General features: G+C 68.4%; 22 protein-coding genes. 6 read left to right on the top strand and 16 right to left on the bottom strand.

Annotated features, from left to right (window positions below; genetic code table 11):
• Window positions 1–107: 107 nt before the first annotated feature.
• Genes mnhG through FHR97_RS05725 form a run of 7 tightly spaced genes read right to left on the bottom strand, consistent with a single transcriptional unit; the run spans window position 108 to window position 5893 of the window.
• On the bottom strand, window positions 108–509 hold the full coding sequence (gene mnhG / locus FHR97_RS05755) for a monovalent cation/H(+) antiporter subunit G (RefSeq protein ID WP_183382804.1): 402 nt from the start codon (window positions 507–509) through the stop codon (window positions 108–110).
• The gene (locus tag FHR97_RS05750; protein WP_183382803.1) at window positions 502–771 is read right to left on the bottom strand and encodes a monovalent cation/H+ antiporter complex subunit F; all 270 of its coding nucleotides are present in this window, start codon (window positions 769–771) and stop codon (window positions 502–504) included. The genes mnhG and FHR97_RS05750 overlap by 8 nt, the downstream gene beginning before the upstream one ends.
• A gap of 20 nt (window positions 772–791) precedes the next feature.
• Entirely contained in the window at window positions 792–1265 is a 474-nt protein-coding gene (locus tag FHR97_RS05745) for a Na+/H+ antiporter subunit E (RefSeq protein ID WP_183382802.1), read from the bottom strand.
• The gene (locus FHR97_RS05740) at window positions 1262–2779 is read right to left on the bottom strand and encodes a Na+/H+ antiporter subunit D (protein ID WP_183382801.1); all 1518 of its coding nucleotides are present in this window, start codon (window positions 2777–2779) and stop codon (window positions 1262–1264) included. Before FHR97_RS05740 ends, FHR97_RS05745 begins: the two co-directional genes overlap by 4 nt.
• Window positions 2776–3123 (bottom strand): Na+/H+ antiporter subunit C, encoded by a 348-nt coding sequence (locus FHR97_RS05735; RefSeq protein WP_183382800.1) that lies wholly within the window; start codon window positions 3121–3123, stop codon window positions 2776–2778. The genes FHR97_RS05740 and FHR97_RS05735 overlap by 4 nt, the downstream gene beginning before the upstream one ends.
• Window positions 3124–3135: 12 nt before the next feature.
• Entirely contained in the window at window positions 3136–3570 is a 435-nt protein-coding gene (locus tag FHR97_RS05730) for a Na+/H+ antiporter subunit B (protein ID WP_183382799.1), read from the bottom strand.
• Entirely contained in the window at window positions 3563–5893 is a 2331-nt protein-coding gene (locus FHR97_RS05725) for a putative monovalent cation/H+ antiporter subunit A (protein WP_183382798.1), read from the bottom strand. The genes FHR97_RS05730 and FHR97_RS05725 overlap by 8 nt, the downstream gene beginning before the upstream one ends.
• A gap of 253 nt (window positions 5894–6146) precedes the next feature.
• On the opposite strand from FHR97_RS05725, the gene FHR97_RS05720 reads away from it, so the two are divergent.
• Genes FHR97_RS05720 through FHR97_RS05695 form a run of 6 tightly spaced genes read left to right on the top strand, consistent with a single transcriptional unit; the run spans window position 6147 to window position 12056 of the window.
• Window positions 6147–8969: a monovalent cation/H+ antiporter subunit A gene (locus tag FHR97_RS05720; protein ID WP_183382797.1), complete on the top strand. Its 2823-nt coding sequence runs from the start codon at window positions 6147–6149 to the stop codon at window positions 8967–8969.
• Window positions 8969–9316 (top strand): Na+/H+ antiporter subunit C, encoded by a 348-nt coding sequence (locus FHR97_RS05715; RefSeq protein ID WP_183382796.1) that lies wholly within the window; start codon window positions 8969–8971, stop codon window positions 9314–9316. Before FHR97_RS05720 ends, FHR97_RS05715 begins: the two co-directional genes overlap by 1 nt.
• A complete protein-coding gene (locus FHR97_RS05710; protein ID WP_183382795.1) occupies window positions 9313–10824 on the top strand; it encodes a monovalent cation/H+ antiporter subunit D in 1512 nt (503 codons plus the stop codon). Before FHR97_RS05715 ends, FHR97_RS05710 begins: the two co-directional genes overlap by 4 nt.
• Window positions 10821–11318: a Na+/H+ antiporter subunit E gene (locus FHR97_RS05705; protein ID WP_183382794.1), complete on the top strand. Its 498-nt coding sequence runs from the start codon at window positions 10821–10823 to the stop codon at window positions 11316–11318. The genes FHR97_RS05710 and FHR97_RS05705 overlap by 4 nt, the downstream gene beginning before the upstream one ends.
• On the top strand, window positions 11312–11581 hold the full coding sequence (locus FHR97_RS05700; protein ID WP_183382793.1) for a K+/H+ antiporter subunit F: 270 nt from the start codon (window positions 11312–11314) through the stop codon (window positions 11579–11581). The genes FHR97_RS05705 and FHR97_RS05700 overlap by 7 nt, the downstream gene beginning before the upstream one ends.
• A 16-nt stretch (window positions 11582–11597) precedes the next feature.
• Window positions 11598–12056 (top strand): Na+/H+ antiporter subunit G, encoded by a 459-nt coding sequence (locus tag FHR97_RS05695; RefSeq protein ID WP_183382792.1) that lies wholly within the window; start codon window positions 11598–11600, stop codon window positions 12054–12056.
• Window positions 12057–12083: 27 nt separating this feature from the next.
• On the opposite strand, the gene hemH is transcribed toward FHR97_RS05695, so the two are convergent.
• The 9 genes from hemH to rlmB form a co-directional block, all read right to left on the bottom strand.
• Window positions 12084–13169: a ferrochelatase gene (hemH, locus tag FHR97_RS05690; protein ID WP_183382791.1), complete on the bottom strand. Its 1086-nt coding sequence runs from the start codon at window positions 13167–13169 to the stop codon at window positions 12084–12086.
• A gap of 307 nt (window positions 13170–13476) precedes the next feature.
• The gene (locus FHR97_RS05685) at window positions 13477–13779 is read right to left on the bottom strand and encodes a DUF6482 family protein (RefSeq protein ID WP_183382790.1); all 303 of its coding nucleotides are present in this window, start codon (window positions 13777–13779) and stop codon (window positions 13477–13479) included.
• Window positions 13780–13901: 122 nt separating this feature from the next.
• Window positions 13902–14195: a hypothetical protein gene (locus FHR97_RS05680; RefSeq protein WP_183382789.1), complete on the bottom strand. Its 294-nt coding sequence runs from the start codon at window positions 14193–14195 to the stop codon at window positions 13902–13904.
• A 74-nt stretch (window positions 14196–14269) separates the two neighbouring features.
• Window positions 14270–15658 (bottom strand): replicative DNA helicase, encoded by a 1389-nt coding sequence (gene dnaB, locus FHR97_RS05675; protein ID WP_183382788.1) that lies wholly within the window; start codon window positions 15656–15658, stop codon window positions 14270–14272.
• 196 nt (window positions 15659–15854) lie between these two features.
• Window positions 15855–16301, bottom strand: a complete 447-nt coding sequence (gene rplI / locus FHR97_RS05670) for a 50S ribosomal protein L9 (protein ID WP_183382787.1) — start codon at window positions 16299–16301, stop codon at window positions 15855–15857.
• 15 nt (window positions 16302–16316) lie between these two features.
• Complete coding sequence (locus FHR97_RS05665) at window positions 16317–17168, bottom strand: hypothetical protein (RefSeq protein ID WP_183382953.1); 852 nt, start codon at window positions 17166–17168, stop codon at window positions 16317–16319.
• A 12-nt stretch (window positions 17169–17180) separates the two neighbouring features.
• Window positions 17181–17408, bottom strand: coding sequence for a 30S ribosomal protein S18 (gene rpsR, locus FHR97_RS05660; protein WP_016853668.1), 228 nt, complete (start codon window positions 17406–17408; stop codon window positions 17181–17183).
• Between the two features lie 31 nt (window positions 17409–17439).
• A complete protein-coding gene (rpsF, locus tag FHR97_RS05655; RefSeq protein ID WP_126483457.1) occupies window positions 17440–17814 on the bottom strand; it encodes a 30S ribosomal protein S6 in 375 nt (124 codons plus the stop codon).
• Window positions 17815–18127: 313 nt separating this feature from the next.
• The gene (rlmB, locus tag FHR97_RS05650) at window positions 18128–18928 is read right to left on the bottom strand and encodes a 23S rRNA (guanosine(2251)-2'-O)-methyltransferase RlmB (RefSeq protein WP_183382786.1); all 801 of its coding nucleotides are present in this window, start codon (window positions 18926–18928) and stop codon (window positions 18128–18130) included.
• Window positions 18929–18945: the final 17 nt, after the last annotated feature.

The following is an 18945-nucleotide window of genomic DNA, read 5'->3' as shown; positions in this document are numbered from 1 at the left end:
CGACATCAGGCCGACGATCATCGCGCAGAACGCCGTTTCAGGCCAGCAGCAGCAACCGGGTGACCAGCAACAGGGTGACGGACAGCAGGCGTGGCGGACCGGTCGGCTCAGGAGGGATCGCGTGGGACGGGGGCCGACGGCTCGTCCGACCGTTCCAGGCCGCTGTCGAGGCGGTGCGTGAGGGGGTGATAGTGGGGGCGCAGCTCGTCCTTCACGGTGCCGCTCCACAGCCTTGTGCCGACGAAGTAGCCCGCCCGGCCGATGACATGGGCCGCCACCGGCGCCGTCATCATCAGGAAGAGCACCACCCCGAGCGCCCGGGCGACCACCGCCACCTCGCCGAAATGCAGCGCCACCGCCAGCATGATCAGCGAGACGCCGAGGGTGGCCGCCTTGGTGGTGGCATGCATGCGGGTCAGCAGGTCGGGCAGGCGGACCACGCCGATCGCGGCCACCAGCATGAAGGTGGTGCCGGCGAGGATCAGACCGATCACGAGCCACTCAATCATCCCGCGGCCCTCCCCGCTCCACGAAGCGGGCGAAGCCGATGGTGGCCATGAAGCTCATCAGCGCCATGACGATGGCCGCGTCGAGCAGCAGGGCGATGTCGGTGGCGATGGCCAGCAGCCCGATGATCCCCACGGTGATCGTCGCGAAGAGCTCCAGGGCCACCACCCGGTCGGGCAGGCCGGGCCCGCGAAACAGGCGCAGGAAGACCAGGCCCAGTGCCAGGGTCAGCAACGTCAGGCAGAACAGGATAATGATCGGCATGGCGAACCTCCCTCCCTTGGCTAGCGGAACAGCGCCAGGGCCCGGCGCTCGAGCTCGGCCAGGCTGCGTCGCAGCGCCGGCTCGTCGCCGAGGAACATGGCATGAATATAGAGCACGCGATGGTCGTCGGAGACGTCCAGGCTCAGGGTCCCCGGGGTCAGGGAAATCAGGTTGGCGACGAAGGCGATCTCGAAGTCGCTGCGCGCCGTCAGCGGCATGGCGATCACCCCCGGCTTCATGTACCAGGGCAGCGTGAGGATGTCGTAGGCCACCTTGAGGTTGGCCAGCAGCAGTTGCCGGATGAAGAAGCCGATGAAGGCGATCAGCCGTGGCAGGCGTTGCGCATAGCCCGACAGGGCGGCGATGCGGGGCTGCACCAGCGCCAGGACCAGATAGGCGAAGACCAGCCCGGTCAACAGGTTCGTGCCGCTGAAGTCGCCGGTGAGCAGCAGCCAGCCCAGCCCCAGCAGCAGGTTCCACATCATGCCGATCATGGCGCCCCCCTCCCCTCGGAGCCGAGCACCGCGCGGATATAGCGCTCGGGGTCGAGCAGCTCCTCGGCCGAGGCCTCGGCCAGGCCATAGAGGGGGCCGGCATGCAGGCCGAGGAGCAGCGTGCACAGCGCCAGCCCCACCACCGGCGCCATCATCAACCACAGCTCGCCCCGCCCCACCGGTGCCGGTGCCGGCGTGTCGACGTCCTGCGGGCAGGCCTTCCAGAACACCTCGGCCCAGATCTTGACCATCGAGAACAGGGTGAGCAGCCCCACCAGCAGGGCAATGGCGGTCACCCCGTAGGCTCCTGCCTCGAGGCCGGCCCGGATCACGATGAACTTGGCGAAGAAGCCGGAGAGCGGCGGCATGCCGGCCAGCGACAGTGCCGGCACGAGGAACAGCACCGACAGCCCGGGACGCTGCCGATAGAGCCCGCCCAGCCGCTCGAGACGATAGCTGCCGCGCAGGCGATGGACGATGCCGCTGATCAGGAAGAGGTTGGTCTTCACGATGATGTGATGGACGATGTAGAAGAGCCCGCCGAGCACGGCCAGGGGCGTGAACAGCGCCAGGCCCAGCAGCATGTAGCCGATCTGACTGACGATATGGAACGACAGGATGCGCCGGAACTCGAACTGGGCCGCCGCCCCGAGCACCCCCGAGAGCATGGTCAGGCCGGCCCCCCACAGCAGGACCTCATGGGTATATCCCGGGTTGTGGGGGAAGATCAGCGTGAACATGCGAAACAGGGCATACACGCCCACCTTGGTGAGCAGCCCCGCGAACAGTGCCGAGACCGCCACCGGCGGCGTGTGATAGGAGGCCGGCAACCAGAAGAACAGCGGGAAGGCCGCCGCCTTGATGCCGAAGGCGACCATGAACATCATCGCCAGGGCCTCGACCATGCCGTCCCCCGGGAGCATCGCCACGCGCCGGGCGACATCGGCCATGTTCAGGGTGCCGAGCTTGCCGTAGAGCAGGCCCACGGCGACCAGGAAGATCACCGACGACAGCAGGTTGAGGGTGACGTACTTGATCGCCCCTTCCATCTGGGCCTTCTCGCCGCCCAGGATCAGCAGCGCGAAGGACGCCACCAGCATCACCTCGAACCACACGTAGAGGTTGAACAGGTCGCCGGTGAGGAAGGCGCCCACGACCCCCGCCAGCAACAGATGCATCAGCGGGAAATAGCCGAAGGCCTGGTGCTCTCGGCCGCTGGTCGCCAGCGAGAAGAGCGCCACGGCCAGGCCGATCAGGCCGGTGATGACCACCATCAGGGTGCCCAGCAGGTCGGCGACCAGACTGATGCCGAAGGGCGCCGGCCAGGCGCCCACCTGTACCACCTGGATGCCCTCCTGCCATACCCGATGCAGCAGCCAGCCCCCGGCCAACAGCAGGCCGCCGGTCCCGGCCACGGCGAGCCCTCGCTGCAGCCGTGGCAGGCGCCAGGCCATCAGCGACAGGGTCCCGGCGAGCAGGGGGATCAGCAGGGGCAGCGTGACCGCCGGATTCACGTATCGGTTTCCTTCAGGTGGTCCAGGTCATCGGTGCGCACCACCTCCCAGGCACGATGCACCAGCACCACGGCGAAGGACAGCACGCCGAAGGAGATGACGATGGCGGTGAGCACCAGCGCCTGGGGCAACGGATCGGCCACCGCCCCCGCGGGCACGCTCATCCCCTGGGGTACCAGCGGGGGCGCGTCGCGGGTCAGGCCGGCGGTGACGAAGATCAACAGGTTGGCCGCATTGGAGAGCAGCATCAGGCCGATCACCAGCTTGACGATGGAGCGTCGCAGCATCATGTAGATGGCGGCGGCGAAGAGAATGCCGATGGTCACGGCCAGCACGGGTTCCATGGGACCTCCTCGTCAGCGGATGGCATCGTCCCGGTCGGTCTCCACCAGGGCGGTGATGGCGGTCAGCACGGAGCCGATCACCGCCAGGTAGACGCCGATATCGAAGATCAGCGGGGTCGAGATCTCGAGCCCGATGCCCGGGATCCGCCACCACTGGGCGGTGAACAGGGGCTCGCCCCGCCACCAGGCGGGCAGGGTCGAGAGCACGCCGATCAGCAACCCCAGACCGATCAAGTCGCGGGGTGACACCTTGAGCAGGGCACGCAGGGCCTGGCGCCCGTGGGCGAAGAGGAACAGGGCCAGCCCTCCCGCGGCTACCAGGCCGGCGATGAAGCCGCCGCCCGGCTCGTCATGGCCGCGCTGCAGCAGGAACAGCGAGAACAGCAGCTGCAGGGGCACCAGCAGGCGCGCCGCGACCTCGAGGATCAGGGTGCCGGACTTAACCATGATCGTCCTCCTCCGCTCGCGCGTCCCGCCGGCTCGCGGGGCCCTCGGGACGCAGGCCGAGCATCGCGAAGACGCCGGTGGCGGCCAGGCCCAGCACGATGACCTCGCCGAGGGTATCCAGCGCCCGGAAGTCCACCAGGATGACGTTGACCAGGTTGTGGCCATGCCCCAGTGGCTGTCCGTTGGCGATCATGTACTCGGAGATGCGCGGCAGCTGCTCGCCGCCCAGCACCGACAGCATCAGCAGGCTGATCAGCCCGCCGACCAGGCTCGCCACCACCAGGTCCCGCAGGCGTTGCAGCGGGGTGGAGAGGATGGCGAAGCGCGGCAGGCGAAACAGCACCAGTGCCAGCAGGACCACCGTCATGGTCTCCACCAGCAGCTGGGTGATCGCCAGGTCCGGCGCGCTGAACAGCACGAAGGTCAGGGCGATGGAGAACCCCATGGCCCCCAGGGCGGCGACCGCCGCCAGCCGGGAACGCATCAGGCAGGCCGTCATCGCCCCGGCCACCATCAGCGCGGCGACCACGGCCTCGTGCATCCGGGCCGACGGCCCGGGGGCCGCCAGGGCGCCATTGCGCACGAACAGGGCATGACCGACCAGCCCCAGCAGCACCAGCAGGGTCATCACCAGGTAGCTGCGCAGGTGGCCATTCTGCAGCCATCGGGTCTGCGCCTCGGCGAGACGCAGCCAGCCGCGCATCACGGCCCAGTAGCCGCCCTCCGGGCCGAGGGTCATGAACGGTTCGAGCCGCGCCGACCAGGTCCGCAAACCCTCCCAGTGGCGCACCACCAGCGCCCCCAGCAGCAGGCTGGCCAGCGACAGGCCGAGTGGCAGGGTGAGGCCATGCCAGAGCGTCAGGTGGACCGCCGCCTCGCGCACGCCCAGGCCCTGCACGGTGGCCGTCACCAGGCCCTCGAGCCCGTGCGGCGCGAGCCCCAGCCACAGCGAGAGGCCCGCCAGCAGGGCCGGGCCGGCGAGCATCGCCGGGGAGCCCTCTCGGGGCGGCCGGGGCGTCTCCCTAACGGCCCCGAAGAAGGGACGCAGGACCATCAGCGCCGCCACCGCCAGGGTCAGCAGGGCGGCGAGGAAGGCCAGTGCCAGGATCGCCCCGCGCAGATGGTCGGCCTCGAGCACCGCGCTGAACAGCGCCTCCTTGCCGATGTAGCCCAACAGCGGCGGCAGGCCGGCCAGCGACAGGGCGGCGAGCCCGGCCACCAGGGCGGTCCAGGGCATGCGATGGCGCAGGCCCCCCATGCCGGTCAGGTCCCGGGTCCCGGTGGCCTGGTCGAGGATGCCGGCCACCAGGAACATCGCGCCCTTGTAGAGCGCATGAGCCACCAGGAAGACGACGAAGGCGGCCAGCGCGGCGCGGCTGCCGATGCCCAGCAGCAGGGTCATGGCCCCCAGCGCCATCACCGTGGAGTAGGCCAGCATGATCTTGAGGTGAGTCTGGCGGATCGCCAGGCAGGCGCCCAGGGCCATGGTCAACGCCCCTACCAGCGAGAGGGTGACGACCCAGGCGTCACTGCTGCCCAGCACCGGGTGCAGGCGGGCCAGCAGGTAGATACCGGCCTTGACCATGGTCGCCGAGTGGAGATAGGCCGAGACCGGCGTCGGTGCGACCATGGCGTTGGGCAGCCAGAAGTGGAAGGGAAACTGCGCCGACTTGGTGAAGGCCCCCAGCAGCACACAGACCAGCAAGGGTCCGTGCAGCGCATGCGCCTGGACGGCCTCGCCACGGCCGGCCAGCTCGGTCAGCGACCAGCTGCCCCCGGCCTGGGCCAGCATGACCAGACCGGCCAGCAGCGCCAGGCCGCCACCGGCGGTGACCATCAGGCTCTGCAGCGCCGCCCTGCGCGCCGCCGGATCCTCGTGATGAAAGCCGATCAGCAGGTAGGAGGTCAGGCTGGTGAGCTCCCAGAAGATGAACAGGGTCACCAGGTTGTCGGCCAGCACCAGGCCGAGCATCGCCATCATGAAGGCGACGAGCAGCACCAGGAAGCGGGGCTGGTCGGGATCGTCACGCAGATAGTCTCCCGAATAGACCAGCACCAGGGCCCCGATGGCACAGATCAGCAAGGCGAACAGCCAGGCCAGGCCGTCGAGGAAGAAGGTCAGGGAGACCTCCAGGGCGGGAACCCAGGGCCAGGCCAGCAGCAGCGTCTCGCCGGCGGCGATCAGCGGCCACTGCCAGAGCAGCCACAGCACCAGGCTCGCTGGCAGCAGGGCCATCATCGGCGCCGTCCGGACGCCGAGCCAGCGGTGCAGCAGTGGCGCCAGCCCCGCCATCACGAAACCTGCCAGCACAGCCTGTTGCATGAAGTTCCTCCGCGCCAGACGTGGCCCTCGGCGTGGGTCGGTTTTGCCGGCCCTATCGCTTCACTCTAGTCGAGGCGGGGAGTTGAAAGGCAAGGAGGGCGCGAGACGCCCTCTTTGCGGTAGAGTATGGGGCGAATGCCATTGATGGGCCTGTTCGCCCAGGGACGGATGCGACGCCTTGCCGCTTGCGCGGGGCCGTCCCTCGGCAGGATGGGACCCTTGGCCCAACGCAAACGCGCAGGATGACCGATCGATGACATTGCTGTGGATCGCCTTGTTGCCCCTCCTCGGTGTACTGGTGCCGCCGCTGGTGGCGAACCGGGGGCGTCGTGACTGTTCCCTGGCCACGGCGGCCCTGCCGGCCCTGGCCCTCGTGCTGACCCTGTCCCAGGTGCCGGCCCTCAACGCCGGGGAAGCGCTGCGCTTCTCCGCCGAATGGGTCCCGGCGTTGGGCCTCGAGGTGGCCTTCCGACTGGACGGGCTGTCGCTGCTGTTCAACCTGTTGATCATGGGGATCGGCCTGCTGATCCTGCTGTATGCGCACTACTACCTCGCGCCCGAGGAACCCTACGGACGCTTCTATGCCTACCTGATCCTGTTCATGGCCTCCATGGTCGGCATCGTGATGGCCGACAACCTGTTGCTGCTGTGGATGTTCTGGGAACTCACCAGCCTCTCCTCCTTCCTGCTGATCGGCTTCTGGTCCCACCGCAGCGATGCCCGCAAGGGGGCGCGCATGGCGCTGGTGGTGACCGGCGCCGGGGGGCTGGCGTTGCTGGCCGGCTTCCTGCTGCTGGGTGACATGGTCGGCAGCTTCGAGATGGATCGGGTGCTGGCCGGCAGCGAGACCATCCAGGCCGATCCCCGCTTCCCGTTGATGCTGAGCCTGGTGCTGCTGGGGGCCTTCGCCAAGTCGGCGCAGTTTCCCTTCCAGTTCTGGCTGCCCCACGCCATGGCCGCGCCGACGCCGGTCTCGGCCTATCTCCACTCGGCAACCATGGTCAAGGCCGGCATCTTCCTGATGGCCCGGCTGCACCCGGCGCTGGCCGGCAACGAGCTGTGGACGGTGGTGGTCTCCCTGGTGGGCATGACCACCCTGCTCTACGGCGCCTGGTTCGCGCTGATGAAGACCGAGCTCAAGGGTATCCTGGCCTTCTCCACGGTCAGCCATCTGGGCCTGGTGACGGTGCTGCTGGGCATCGGCAGCCCCATGGCGGTGCTGGCGGCGCTGTTCCATATCCTCAACCACGCCACCTTCAAGGCGGCGCTGTTCATGAGCGCCGGGATCATCGATCACGAGACCGGCACCCGCGAACTGGCACGCCTCGGCGGCCTGGCGAGGGCCATGCCGATCACCGCCCTGCTCACCTCGATCGCCGGCGCGGCCATGGCCGGGGTGCCGCTGCTCAACGGCTTCCTGTCCAAGGAGCTATTCTTCGCCGAGAGCCTGGCCACGCCGGTGCTGGGCGGCCTGAGCTGGCTGATGCCGGTGATGGCGACCCTGGGCGGCGTGCTCTCGGTGGCCTATTCGCTGCGCCTGGTCCATGCGGTCTTCTTCAAACCGCCCCGCCAGTCGCCCCCCAAGTCCCCCCACGAGCCACCCCGGCTGATGCGCCTGCCGGTGGAGATCTTCGCCGTTCTCTGTGTGCTGGTGGGGCTCTTCCCGTCCGCGATGGCCGGGGGCCTGCTCGACCTGGCCACCCAGGCCGTGCTGCTCGAGCCACTGGAGTTCCACCTGGCCATCTGGCACGGCGTCAACCTGCCGCTGCTGATGAGTGCCATCGCGCTCGTCGCCGGCATCGGCCTCTATCATCTGCACCGCTACCTGAGACGCTTTCTGCGGGGCTTTCGGCCGATGGACGCGCGGATGATCTTCGAGGCCAGCGTGCAGCGCCTGGGGCGGCGGTCGGAGAGCCTGCTCGCGCGGCTCGACAATGCCTCGCTGCAGCGCTACATGGGCCTGCTGCTGTTCAGCGCCCTGGCACTGACGGCCCTGGGCCTGGTCATGGTGCCGAGCCTCGCCGGCGACCAGCCCCAGCGCCCGGTGGACGGCGTGCTGCTGACCGGGGCGATCCTGCTTATCTTCAGCGGCCTGGGCACGGTCCTCGCCCACCGCTATCGCCTGATCTCGCTGCTGCTGCTGTCCATGGTCGGGCTGCTGGTCTCGCTGACCTTCGCCCGCTTCTCGGCCCCCGACCTGGCCCTGACCCAGCTGTCGGTCGAGGTGGTCACCATGATCCTGCTGATGCTGGCGCTGTTCTTCCTGCCCCAGAAGACCCCGCGCGAATCCTCGCTGCCACGCAACGTGCGCGACACCCTGCTGGCCGGCGCCCTGGGCATGGCCATCACCAGCCTCAACTACGCCGTGCTGACCCGCGGCACACCGAGCATCTCGGGCTTCTTCCTCGACAACAGCGTGCCGGGCGGCGGCGGCCACAACGTGGTCAACGTCATCCTGGTCGACTTCCGTGGCTTCGATACCCTGGGCGAGATCACCGTGCTGGCCCTGGCGGGCCTGGCGATCTTCAAGCTGCTCAACCGCCTGAGGCTGTTCATGCCCCACAGTGACGGCGAGGGCCGGGTATGGTCGCCGGATCGCTACCCGATGATCCTGACGACCATTTCCCAGGCGCTGCTGCCGCTGGCCCTGCTGGTCTCGGTGTTCATCTTCCTGCGCGGCCACAACCTGCCCGGCGGCGGCTTCATCGCCGGGCTGATCACCGCGGTGGCGCTGATCCTGCTGTACATGGCCCGGGGCGTGGAGTGGGCCCAGGAACGCCTCGACTTCCAGTACCAGCCGGTGGCCATCGTCGGGGTCGGCGTGGCCGCGGTGACCGGGGTGGGCAGCTGGCTGTTCGGCCATCCCTACCTGACCTCGGCCTTCGGCCACTTCCACCTGCCGCTGATCGGCGATCTCGAGCTGGCCACGGCGATGATCTTCGACCTGGGGGTCTACCTGGCCGTAGTCGGCGCCACCCTGATGATCCTGGCCAATCTCGGCAAGGTGACCACGCCGCACCGGCCGGCCAAGAACGAGACCGCCCCCGCCACGACCATCGCCAAGGAGAAACGCTGATGGAAAGCCTCTATGCCATCACCACCGGCGTGCTCAGCGCCTGCGGGCTCTACCTGATCCTGCGGGGACGCACCTTCCCCGTGGTGGTCGGGCTGACCCTGCTGTCCTACGCGGTCAACCTCTTCCTGTTCTCCATGGGCGGGCTGACCACCGATGGCGCGGCGATCATCGACGGCCCCCGCGACTATGCCGACCCCCTTCCCCAGGCCTTGGTGCTGACCGCCATCGTCATCGGCTTCGCCATGACGGCCTTCGCCGTCATCCTGTCGATGCGGGCCCGCGGCGACATGGGCAACGACCATGTCGACGGTCGCAAGCAAGAGGAACGAGAGGAGAACCACCGGTGATGCAGCACCTGATCGTCCTCCCCGTGGTCCTGCCGCTACTGACGGGCCTGTTCCTGCTGCGCGGCCTCCACGGCAGTACCCGCCTCAAGCGCGTGCTCGGCGTGGCCTCGACGGGGCTGCTCGTGGTCATCGCTCTCGCCCTGCTGCTGCGCGCCGCCGATGGCGAGATCGCCTATTACGCGATGGGTGGCTGGCAGCCGCCCTTCGGCATCGTGCTGGTGCTGGACCGCCTCTCGGCGCTGATGGTGCTGCTCACCGCCGTACTCGCCCTCGGCTGCGTGATCTTCGCCTGCGGCGGCGACGACGAGAAGGGCAGCAACTTCCATGGCCTCTTCCAGCTGCAGCTGATGGGCATCAACGGCGCCTTCCTCACCGGTGACCTGTTCAACCTCTTCGTGTTCTTCGAGGTGCTGCTGCTGGCCTCCTATGCCCTGCTGCTGCACGGCGGCGGCAAGTCGCGCACCCAGGCCGCCGTGCACTACGTGGTGCTCAACCTGGCCGGCTCGGCGCTGTTCCTGATCGCCGTGGGAACCCTGTACGGCGCCACCGGCACCCTCAACATGGCCGACATGGCGGTACGCCTCGGCGAGCTGCCCGCCGAGCGCGCCGGCCTGGTCACCGCCGGAGCCCTGATGCTGCTGGTGGTGTTCGGCCTGAAGTCGGCGATCCTGCCGCTGTACTTCTGGCTGCCCCGAGCCTATGCCGCGGCCCCGGCACCGGTGGCGGCGCTGTTCGCGATCATGACCAAGGTCGGCATCTACGCCATCCTGAGGGTCTACTCGCTGATCTTCGGCGAGCATGCCGGGGACCTGGCCGACCTCGAACAGCCGTGGGTCTGGTGGCTGTCGCTGGCGACCCTGGCAATCGCCACGCTGGGGGTGCTGGCGGCCCGCGACCTGCGCCTGCTGATCGCCTATCTGGTGCTGGTCTCGGTGGGCACCCTGCTGGCCGGGGTCGGCATGGGCACCGTCGAGGCCACCGCGTCGCTGCTCTACTATCTGCTGCACTCCACCCTGGTCACCGGCGGCCTCTTCCTGCTCGCCGAGATGATCGGCCTGCAGCGCGGAAAGGCCGGCACCCGCATCGTCAAGGGCAGGCCGCTGACCCAGGGCGGCCTGTTGGCACTGCTGTTCCTGGTCGGCGCCATGGCGGTGGCCGGCCTGCCGCCGCTGTCGGGTGCCATCGGCAAGGCCCTGCTGCTCAATGCGGCCACCCCGGCCCAGCAGCCCTGGCTATGGCCCCTGCTGCTGGCCAGCGGCCTGGGGGCGATGGTCGCGCTGTCCCGCGCCGGCTCGACCTTCTTCTGGCGCAACAAGTCCGGCGAGCGCAGCGGAGAGCGCCTGTCCCGCCACCAGTGGACGGGGGTGGGCCTGCTGCTCGCCGCCTCGCCGCTGCTGGCGGCCCTGGCCGGGCCGGTCAGCGACTACACCCTGGCCACCGCCAGTCAGCTGGCCAACCCGGACAACGTCGTCGATGCCCTGCTGCCCGATGCTGGAGACGCTCCATGATCACCCCCCGTTCCTGGCTTCCCATCCCGCTGCTGTCGCTGCTGCTGCTGCTGGTCTGGCTGCTGCTGGTGCGCAGCCTGACCGTCGGCCACCTGCTGCTGGGCAGCGCCCTGGCGGTCGCCATCCCGCTGTTTACCTATCGCTTCTGGGACGTGCAGCCCCGGGTCAAGCGCCCCGGCCTGCTGCTGCGCTTCATCCTGCGCGTGCTGGGCGACATCATCGTCGCCAACTTCCAGGTCGCCTGGCTGATCATCAACCCCTGGCAGCGCTCCCGCCCCCACTTCGTCGAATATCCGCTGATGCTCGAGGAGCGGTTCACCATCACCCTGCTGGCCAATACCATCAGCCTGACCCCGGGCACGGTGTCGGCCAACCTGCGCATGGACGGCAAGACGCTGCTGGTGCATGCCCTCAACGTGGAGGATGAGGACGCGCTCATCGCCGAGATCCGGGATCGCTACGAGCGGCCGCTCAAGGAGATCTACGAATGCTAGACATCGCGTTGAAGATCAGCCTGGCCCTGATCCTGATGGCCATCGTCCTGAACGCCTTCCGCCTGACGATCGGCCCCTCGATGCCCGACCGCATCCTGGCCCTGGACACCATGTACGTGAACTCCATCGCGCTGATCGTGCTGATGGGGCTCTGGCTCAACACCAAGACCTACTTCGAGGCGGCCCTGCTGATCGCCATGCTCGGGTTCATCGGCACCGTGGCCGTCTGCAAGTACCTGTTGCGTGGCGATATCATCGAATAGGCGAACCGGAGCCATCATGACGACCTTTGTGATCCTCGAGGGCGTGATCTCCCTCTTCCTGATCGCCGGCGGGGCCTTCGCCTTCATCGGCTCGCTGGGCATGGCCCACCTGCGCGACTTCTACATGCGCCTGCACGGCCCCACCAAGGCCACCACCATGGGCATCGGCTGCACGCTGATCGCCTCGATGCTCTACTTCGGGGTGATCGACAGCCAGCCGGTGGTCCAGGAGATGCTGATCACCCTCTTCCTGTTCATCACCGCCCCGGTCAGCGCCCACCTGCTGGCCAAGTCGGGGCTCCACCAGAGGCTCCCCCACGTCGACAAGACCCTCGGACGCCCGGCGGAGCTGCGCCGCGAGGAACTCGGCGACAAACCGGTCCCCCACCCGACCCCGGATCACGAGCACATTACCCACGAGCGATCGCCCCTGCCCCGCCGGACGGCCCGCGAGCAGTCGACGGACGAGGGCTAGGGTCGGCCAGGGCGGCCGTCGCGGCCCCTAGACCCAGCCCGCGAGTTCCTGGCGGGCGATGGCCTCGAGTGCCGCGACATGATCGTCCCGGGCGTTGAGGCAAGGTACATAGGTGAAGGTCTCGCCGCCGGCGGCCAGGAAGGCGTCGCGGATCTCCTGCTGGATCTCCTCCAGGGTCTCCACGCAGTCGGCGGCGAAGGCCGGCGAGATCACGGCGATATGCTTCCTGCCCTGGCGGGCCAGCGCCGCCACCTGGTCGACGGTGGCCGGCCCCACCCACTCCTCGGGCCCGAACTTCGACTGGAAGGCGGTGACGATGGCCCCGTCGGCCAGCCCCATGTGTTCCTTGAGCAGCCGCGTGGTCTTCAGGCACTGGCAGTGATAGGGGTCACCCTCCTCGAGATAGCGCTTGGGCACGCCGTGGTAGGAGGCGACCAGCACCTCGGGCTCCGACGTCGCCGCCTCATAGGCCTCCCGCACCGAGGCGCCCAGGGCGGCAATATAGTCGGGGTGCTCGAAGTAGGCCGGGACCGTGCGGATGGCGGGCTGCCACTTGAGCCGCATCAGGGTGCGGAAGGCCTGGTCATTGGCGGTGGCCGTGGTGGGCGAGGCGTACTGGGGATAGAGCGGGAAGAACAGGAGGCGCTCACAGCCCCGGGCCTGAAGCCGACGCAGCACGCTATCGGTCGAGGGATTGCCGTAGCGCATGCAGAAGTCCACCTCGACCCGCCCGCCATGCTCGGCCTCGAGCCGTGCCGCCAGCTTTTCCGTCTGCTCCCGGGTGATGGTCAGCAGCGGGCTCTCGTCGAGGGCCTCATTCCAGATACTGCGATAGGCCCGGCCCGAGGCGAAGGGCCGCTTGGTGAGGATCACCAGCTGCAGCAGCGGCTGCCACAGCCAGCGGGAATAGTCCACCACCCGCCGGTCGGAGAGAAACTCGCCGAGGTAGCGGCGCATGGACCAGTAGTCGGTGGCATCCGGAGTCCCCAGGTTGGCCAGCACCACGCCGACCTTCCGGCGCGCGACGGGCGGGTGATCGACGGGAGCCTGGGCCAGGCGGTCCTCGCCCGGACGGACGAGGTCGTTGCCGGCGGAATTCTCGTGAGCTGCCATGGTGCGCGGTCCCTGTGGTGGCGTGAAGCGAGTGTCAGCCACCCAAGATACCATCGGCAGGCAGGCAGGCGGAATGCAGTTATACTGAACCCTGAAAATGTACAGCCTTTGGATAATCCTAACCCCGCATTCGGATTCTCGGCGAGGCACCACTTCGCCGACGAACTCCGCGCCCGCTGCGCGGTGCTGGGCTATCGGCGGCGGGCAGGATCAGCGGCCGGCAGGGCTGCCAGAGGCGAGGCATCGCCTCTTCGCCCGCCACCGGGAGCGGCTCGGGCGTCGTTTGAGGTAATGCCGGGGGTGAGGATCAGAAGACCAGCGGCATGCGCGAGGCCAGCGGGTCCGCGTAGTGGGTCTCGCGCCCGACCATCTCGTCGTGGGGCACCTGCTGGACGAGGTAGGCTCGGTGGATGCCGGCGCGCTTGAGTTCGAGGTAGACATCGTCCAGGGCGCGGAACAGCATCGGCTTGCCGCTGCGGGTCAGCATATGGCGCTGGCCCTCCACGTCCTCGAGCTCGACCTGGTAGCAATGGCTGCCCGCATGGCCGATCACGCGGATCTCGAAGTTGTCGTGGTCGGCCACGAAGGCCTTGAGGTCATTGAATTCCATGGATCCCTCCATCAGAAGAGTCGACTTGTCGGATCGGTCACAGCCTGAGGGTGACCGATGACACGCGCATGACCGATCCGTGTCGTAAGTGTGACCGATGGCGGGATCAGGGGTTCCCGGCGCTACTGGTAGTCGGCGGGGTCGATGGCCTTGCCCAGGGAGTTGCGGTCGACCCACTTGCCGGCCTTGGTCTCCTTGTAGCGGAAGACCACCCGGTCGCCGACCCGGACCGGCAGCTCCGAGTCCTCGGTCTGATAGCTGTAGCTCTCGCCGTCCACCACGATGTGGTAGCGGTAGAGGTCCGGCATGCCCAGCCACTCCTTGAACGGGCCTTCCCGCTCCATGGACTGCAGCTCGCCGCGGGCCTCGAGTTTCGGGGTGCGACGACGATTGCCGCGTCGGAATCCGCCTGCCATGGTGTGCCTCCAGTGTGATGTTCAGGGGGTCGGATTATACGGTGACCAGCCGACGGCTCAAGCGTCGCGCCGGCTCACTCGCCGAAGGCCTCGCCGTAGCTGTCCGGCGCCAGGTCCTCGAAGCGGGTGTACTTGCCGATGAAGGCCATGTGCACCGTGCCGATGGGGCCGTTACGCTGCTTGCCGATGATGAACTCGGCCAGCCCCTGATTGTCGGGGTTATCCGGATTGTAGACCTCGTCGCGGTAGACGAACCCGATCAGGTCGGCGTCCTGCTCGATGGCGCCGGACTCGCGCAGGTCCGACATCACCGGGCGCTTGTTGGGCCGCTGCTCCAGCGAGCGGTTGAGCTGCGAGAGCGCCACCACCGGGCAGCCGAACTCCTTGGCCAGGCCCTTCAGCGAGCGCGAGATCTCGGAGATCTCGCCGGTGCGGTTCTCGGAGAAGCCGGGGATCTGCATCAGTTGCAGGTAGTCGATCATGATCAGCGCCAGGTTGCCGTGCTCGCGCACCACCCGGCGGATGCGCGAGCGCATCTCGTTGGGCGACAGCGCCGCGGTGTCGTCGATGAACAGCTGCTTGTCCTTGAGCAGGTTCACCGCCGAGGTCAGCCGCGGCCAGTCCTCGTCCTCCAACTGGCCGGTCCGCACCCGGGTCTGGTCGATACGCCCCAGCGACGAGAGCATGCGCAGCATCAGCGCCTCCGCCGGCATCTCCATGGAGAACACCATCACCGGCTTGTCGCTGGCGATCACCGCATGTTCGACCAGGTTCATGGCGAAGGTGGTCTTGCCCATGGAGGGCCGCCCGGCGACGATCACCAGGTCCGAGGGCTGCAGGCCGGAGGTCATGTCGTCCAGATCGCGAAAGCCGGTGGACAAGCCGGTCATCTCGCCCTGCATGTTGAACATCTCGTCGATGCGGTCCACCGCCTTGGCCAGCAGGTCGCTCATGCCGATGGGACCGCCCTCCTTGGGGCGCTCCTCGCTGATCTGGAAGACCAGCCGCTCGGCCTCGTTGACCAGCTCGTCGGCGGGACGCCCCTGGGGGGCGAAGGCGCTCTCCGCCACCTGGTTGGCGGCGTGGATCAGCTTGCGCAGGGTGGCCCGCTCGCGAACGATGTCGGCGTAGGCGCGGATGTTGCTCGCCGAGGGGGTGTTGCGGGCCAGCTCCGCCAGGGTGGCGAGCCCGCCCACGGTCTCCAGCTGGTCACGCCCCTCCAGGGCCTCGGACAGGGTCACCACGTCCAGGGGGTGGGCCGCCTCGGCCAGCCCGGCCATGACGTTGAAGATCAGGCGATGCTCGTAGCGATAGAAGTCGCCTGCCACCAGGCGGTCGGCCACGCTGTCCCAGGCCTGGTTGTCGAGCATCAGGCCGCCGAGCACCGACTGCTCGGCCTCCAGCGAGTGCGGCGGCACCTTCAGGGCCGCGGTTTCCTTGTCGAGCTCGAGAGCTTCGTTCATGACGGCGAGGACCTTCGCGAAAACGGCCGGCTCATTCTACCCGAAGGGTCGCGCCGACCCCATGCCCCACCGGAAAAACCTCCCCCGGACGATGCCGGGGGACGCGGCTCCCGACATCGAAAAGGGGCGCGAGGATCTCTCCTCGCGCCCCTTGGCAACCGATGCCGACGCCGTCGGGGGCGTCAGGGGGTCGGGCTCACTCGGCCACGACCACCACGCGCACGGTGGCATCGACTTCGGCATGCAGGTGCAGGTCGATGTCGTACTCGCCGGTCTGGCGGATCGGGCCTTCCGGCATGCGGACCTCGCTCTTGGCCACCTCGATCCCGGCGGAGGAGATCGCTTCGGCCAGGTCGCGCGGACCGATGGAACCGAACAGCTTGCCCTCGTCGCCGGACTTGGCGACCAGCGACAGCTCGATGTCGTTGAGCTGTTCGGCGCGGGCCTCGGCCTCGGCCTTGCGCTCGGCGGCCTCGGCCTCGAGCTCGGCACGCTGGGCGTCGAAGGCGGCGATGTTGTCCTTGGTGGCCGGCACGGCGAGGCCGTAGGGCACCAGGTAGTTGCGGCCATAACCGGGCTTGACGACCACCCGGTCACCCAGGCCGCCCAGCTTGCCAATCTTGTCGAGCAGGATGACTTCCATCTCGTTAACCTCTTGTCAATCGCTGCGGCCGAGTCGGGCGCGGAAGTCCGCGAAGGTATCCGTCAGGGCCGCGAGCAGCACGATGAGAATCATGGGCCAGGTGGTGATCAGCAACACATAGAAGGCGACCAGCCACAGCCCGTTCATTCCCTTCAATCCGATGAAACCATGTACCAGGGCGATGCCGGTCACCAGCAGCGGCACCCACAGCAGCATGCCCAGGGAGGGCAGTCCCAGCACCGTGCCGAGCGCGCCGAGCACGAACAGCACCAGCAGCTCGCGGGGCGCCAGCCGCAGGGCATGGAACTCCTCGCGAAAGCCGCCGGGGTTGTACAACCCGGCCTGCCAGCTGCGGGCCAGGGCCAGGCAGGCCACCGCCGCCAGCAGCACCACCAGGCCGGTGATGCCACCGATCAGCAGGCCGGCGATCTGCTCGGTCTGCATGCCCTGCCGGGCAAAGTCGTCGAGCATCGCCGCGACCTCCGGCGACCCCTGGCGGAGCTGCTCCAGCACCGGCCCGGCGCCCCCCGGCGGCAGGAAGACGCCGAGCTGGATCATCGCCGCCCCGGCCAGGGCGCCGACGATCAGCGCCTCGCTCCAGCGCAGCCGAGCCCGCAGCACCACCGCCATCAGCGTGACCAGCAGGATGCTGGCCAGCGGAATGACGTCGCCACGGGTCCACCACCAGCCCGCGGGCACGGCGGCGGCGACGATCACCGGCAGCGCCGGCGACAGGCCGCGCCGCAGGGTGACCAGGGCGGCGATGGCGGCCCCCAGCCAGAACAGCCAGGGGATCACCGTGGCCGCCGCGGCCCCGAGGACCGCCTGCGGTGTGCCGCGCATCAACCAGCGGGCGACGGGCAGCATCACGCCTGCGTCTTACTGGTGGCTATCGGTGTAGGGCAGCAGCGCCAGGTAGCGTGCCCGCTTGATGGCGGTGGACAGCTGGCGCTGGTAACGGGCCTTGGTCCCGGTGATACGGCTGGGAACGATCTTGCCGGTCTCGGTGATGTAGGCCTTGAGCGTGTCCAGATCCTTGTAGTCGATCTGCTTCACGCCTTCTGCGGTGAAACGGCAGAACTTGCGGCGACGGAAAAAACGTGCCATGGGGAGACTCCTTCAGGCGTGCGAGGTGGGCTCAGGCGGACTCGGCGGTGCGTGACGGCTTCTCGTCACGACGGGCGCGCTTGTCTTCCGCCGGCTTCATCATCGGCGAGGCTTCGGTGATGGCTTCCTTGCAGCGCACGACCAGGCTGCGAATGATGGCATCGTTGAAGCGGAAGATGTTCTCGATTTCCTCGAGGGTCTCGCCGCGGCACTCGACGTTCATCAGCACGTAGTGAGCCTTGTGAATCTTGTTGATCGGGTAGGCCAGGTGACGGCGCCCCCAATCCTCGAGACGATGCACGGTGCCGCCGTTCTCGGTGACGATGCTGGTGTAGCGCTCGACCATCGCGGGGACCTGCTCGCTCTGGTCCGGATGGACCATGAAGACGATCTCGTAGTGACGCATGGGTTCTCCTTGCGGTTTGGCAGCTTCCGGTGGAGGCGCGGTGCCTTCCAGGGGAAGCAAGGAGGTGATTATCGAAATGCACGACGCCCGTCCGCGGGACGAACGGGCGCCAGTATTCTAAAGACTGGGCGCCGAGGGCGCAAGCTGCGGGAAGAGGGAAGTCAGGGTTCGTCGGCTTCTTCCCTCTTCAAGGCGCGTAGCGCCGTACTTCTCACTTCCAGCCGTGTAGGTCGGGTAAGCGAGCCTGCGAGCGCACCCGACGCTTCAGGGCGAAGACCTCCAGCACGTCGGATGCGCCTTCGGCTTATCCGACCTACTGAGCTCCGGGCGAAGCCCGGCCGCGCTGCCTGACCGCCTCGAACAGGCAGATGCCGGTGGCCACCGAGACGTTGAGGCTCGAGACCTGCCCGGCCATGGGCAGCTTGACCAGGCCGTCGCAGGCCTCCCGGGTCAGCCGCCGCATGCCCTTGCCCTCGGCGCCCATCACCAGGGCGGTGGCCACGGCGAAGTCGGCATCGTAGATGCTGGCCTCGGCCTCGCCGGCGGTGCCGGTGACCCAGACGCCCAGGTCCTTGAGCTTGGCCAGCGCCCGGGCCAGGTTGGTCACCTGGTAGACGGGCACGCTCTCGGCGGCCCCGCAGGCCACCTTGCGCACCGTGGCGTTGAGCGGCGCGGCACGGTCCTTGGGCACCACCACGCCATGGGCGCCGGCGGCATCGACGCTGCGCAGGCAGGCGCCGAAGTTATGCACGTCGGTGATGCCATCGAGCACCAGCAGCAGCGGCGGGGTCGGCGACGACCAGCCCTGGAGGCGATGCCACAGCGCGGCCTCGGCCTCGAAGGCCAGCGGCGGGCAGAAGGCCACCAGGCCCTGGTGGGCGGCGCCCTGGGCGAGCCGGTCGAGCTCGTCCCGGGGCCGGGACAGCACCCGGGCGCCACCGCGGCGGGCCGCCGCCACCAGGTCGGCCAGGCGCGACGCCGCCTCCCCTTCCTGCACCCAGAGCTCCCGGGGGGCCTCGCCCCGCTCGAGCAGGGCCCGCACCGCGTGGACGCCGTAGACGGCGTCGAGACCACCCGGGGCCTTGGGGCCCCGGCGTTGAGCGTGCTTCTTCATGATGATGACGTCTTGGC

Origin of the sequence: Halomonas stenophila (assembly GCF_014192275.1) — a bacterium.
Lineage (GTDB): Bacteria > Pseudomonadota > Gammaproteobacteria > Pseudomonadales > Halomonadaceae > Halomonas > Halomonas stenophila.
This window is presented reverse-complemented; position numbering and strand designations above follow the sequence as displayed.